This is a genomic window from Bacteroides sp. MSK.20.12 (assembly GCF_019052435.1).
Lineage (GTDB): Bacteria > Bacteroidota > Bacteroidia > Bacteroidales > Bacteroidaceae > Bacteroides > Bacteroides xylanisolvens.
Genome location: NZ_JAHQVH010000098.1, coordinates 1 through 1,689 on the forward strand (window position 1 = coordinate 1; position 1,689 = coordinate 1,689).

The following is a 1,689-nucleotide window of genomic DNA, read 5'->3' on the forward strand; positions in this document are numbered from 1 at the left end:
CTTAATGATGTGGTGTCTTTAAAGTTACTAAAAAGCAAACATATCTACAACTTTTTATAGGATTAAGAAAGAAGAAGAGGAAAACCATCGAAATAAAAAAGAGATTACCACCAAATTTGACGAAGAACCTATATAGTTATTGTATTTACTATGAGAATATGAGAAATGAAAATTGAAAATCGTTTGCAGGAACCTGCCCTGAGCGTTTTTATTTTGATACAATCAGGGCAAACGTCCGCCTGAGTTTAATTCATCAATACATTGCTTTAAGTCGTAAGGACAAATTAGTGGGGATTTGAAAGTTGCCAATATATAGCTATAATAATTTTATGTCTCATACCTATTTCTTTGTCAAAATTGTTTGTTTGCTAAATATAAATTGCTACTTTTGTCGTAGTTTACTTTCGAGCGATGAAGGTAACTTTTTAATATTTTTATTGAGAACGGTTATTTGTTACATTCATATATAAAATCCGCTAAATTTTAACTTTCGTGAATGGAATGAGTGACAAGTCTCGTGCACTTTTGTCTGTATAACCTTGTTATATACTCAGTTGGGCGTGGGGCTATCATTCATGTTCACGAAAGGGGTCTTAGCGGATACCTATATATGGCATGAATAGATAGTTTCCACGCTCTTTCTTTTTTATAAACCCTCGCACCATCGGGAACTGATGCGGTAAATAACGCAACCTATGTACGGAGACTTTAATCGCATTGTTGTCCAGCTGGTTCAGCATCCTGTCATGCACAAACCTCTCTCGGATTTAACCTATACGGAATGTGAACTGGCCTATGCTTTGATAAGAGAATTGATTGATTTGTCAACTGAAGGTGATTATACTTTATTGGACTATATCCAAATGGCTCGTCTGGAGTATTATCTGGGTGAGTTGTCTTGTAAGATCAACTGTAGTAGGGAGGAAACTGCCCTTCATTATGCGGGCGCCCTTCATCTATTAGAAAAAGGCGGCTTTGATTTGGGCATAAAGAAGTGGGTTGAACTTGTCAGCCTGCGGATCGAGAATCCTAAAAAAGAATGATATTCTGATTTTGTATATAGAATCTGATCTGTATCCACTCAGTATTTATCCGGCATATCCATATGGAATAGTCAACCGTTAGACTACTTAGAACAAGTATTCTAACGGTTGACTATAAATTCTCTTGCTTTTATAATATTTTTCTATATATCCTGTTAATTACTCTATTAGTCATGCCCAATTAACCATTCCAATTAATCCATCTTCTTTAATAATCCCCTTTAATAATCCCCTTTAATAATCTCCTTTTGTAATGTCCCTTTGTGGTATATCCCTAGTATTCTTTTTACATTTCGTTCTTTTTCTTGTTTTCCTTCTATATCATCTTCTTGTCTCTTTCTTCCTGTTGTCTTTTTCTCAGCTGTAATTCGACTGTAATTTTGTTATTTCTTTCTTCTGCATCTTTTTCTCTCTTGCGTTCGCCTACGCGCCCGCGTGTGATATAATAATGTGTCTCATGTGTACCGTTTCCGCCCCCAATCCACTCATGATAAAAAAATATGTTCTACAACATCATTATCCTTCAGCGTTTTAGCAGATTCTTTCAAAAAAACTTCGAAAAAAGAGTTTAATATATTTGGATTGTATACGAAAAGGGCGTACTTTTGCACCCGCTTTCCAAGAGAAGAAAGCCTTGCAGAATTGA

The 1,689-nt window shown here is 35.5% G+C and carries 1 protein-coding gene; it reads left to right on the forward strand.

Going from position 1 to position 1,689, the window contains the following annotated elements; genetic code table 11:
- Nucleotides 1-695 precede the first annotated feature (695 nt).
- Nucleotides 696-1,043, forward strand: a complete 348-nt coding sequence (locus KTR06_RS24300) for a hypothetical protein (protein WP_008645116.1) — start codon at nucleotides 696-698, stop codon at nucleotides 1,041-1,043.
- Nucleotides 1,044-1,689 lie beyond the last annotated feature (646 nt).